The sequence below is a fragment of the Sphingomonas sp. 2SG genome (genome assembly GCF_005503285.1).
GTDB lineage: Bacteria > Pseudomonadota > Alphaproteobacteria > Sphingomonadales > Sphingomonadaceae > Sphingomonas > Sphingomonas taxi.
Map to the genome: position 1 here is coordinate 1 of NZ_SCMZ01000108.1, position 1,291 is coordinate 1,291.

Consider the following 1,291-nt stretch of genomic DNA (forward strand, 5'->3'; position numbering starts at 1 on the left):
GTCCTCCCCCTCCACCATCCGGCTGACGCCGGACGGTCCCTCTCCCCCTTGCGGGGGAGGAATTGAGGGTCACACCTCCCGCAGCGCCCGTGCCGGCCGCACGCTCAATATCGGCCAAGCGCCCGCCAATCCGATGCCGAGCGTCACCCCCAGCCCCACCAGCAGCGTCACGCCCACCGCGACCGGATCGGGCGCCCAGGCGAAGTCGAACATCCGCACCACGACATACCACGCTCCGCCTAGCCCGAGCGCCAGCGCGACCAGCGTCACCACCGCGCCGAGCAGCAGATATTCGAGCGCCTGCGCCGCCAGCAACTGGCCGCGCGTCGCTCCCAGCGTGCGCAGGATCACCGCGTCATAGGTGCGCGCCTCGCGCGCCGCGGCGATCGCGCCGATTAGCACCGCGATCCCCGCCGCCACCGCCACGCCCGCCGCCGCGGCGATCGCCGCCGCGACCTGCCCGACGAGATCGCGCACCTGCGTCAGCACGCCGCGCACCTCGATCACCGACAGCGACGGAAAGGGCGCGAGCAGCGCGCGCGTCACCCGCCCCTCGCGCCCCCGCGGCAGGTCGATCGTCGCGGCGAGATTGTGCGGCGCGTCCGCCAGCGTATTGGGCGAGAAGACCAGCACGAAGTTGAACCCCAAGGTATCCCATTGGATGCGCCGGAACGAGGCGACGTGCGCGGTGCGCTCGACGCCGAGCAGGCTGACCGTCAGCGGATCGCCGAGCTTGAGATCGAGCGCCTCGGCGAGCCGCTCGTCGACCGAGACGAGCGGCGGTCCGGCATAATCCTTCGGCCACCAACGGCCGGCGGCGAGCGTGCTCCCTTCCGGCAGCGTCGCGGCATAGGTCAGGCCGCGCTCGCCGCGCAGCGCCCAGGCGCCCTCGGGCAAGGTCTTGAGATCGGCGACGCGGATGTCGCGATAGCCGGTGATCGTGCCGCGCAGGATCGGCACCGTCTTGACCACCGCCGCCAGCACCGCGGCGGTGACGATGCGGCGGAACTCGGCCTCGCGCGGGCGCGGCACGTCGAGCGCGAACAGCGCCGGCGCGCGCGCGGGGACGGTGGTGGCAATATTGGCGTCGATGCTGGTGCGGATCGCGGCGAGCAGCACGAACAGCGTCAGCCCGAGCCCCAGCGCCACCACCAGCGCCTCGGTCCGCGCCCCCGGCCGGTGCAGCGCGGCGATGGCGAGCCGCAGCAGCGGCCGTCGCGATCGCGGCAGCCGCACCGCGGCGGCGCGCACCAGCCGCCCGAGCCCGCCGAGCAGCAGCAGCGCCCCCGCC

1 protein-coding gene is annotated in these 1,291 nt (G+C 74.0%); it reads right to left on the reverse strand.

What is annotated here, in order from left to right:
- Positions 1-69: 69 nt before the first annotated feature.
- A partial coding sequence (locus tag FFS23_RS19920) for an FtsX-like permease family protein (protein WP_137899963.1) occupies positions 70-1,291 on the reverse strand: 1,222 nt, incomplete at its 5' end.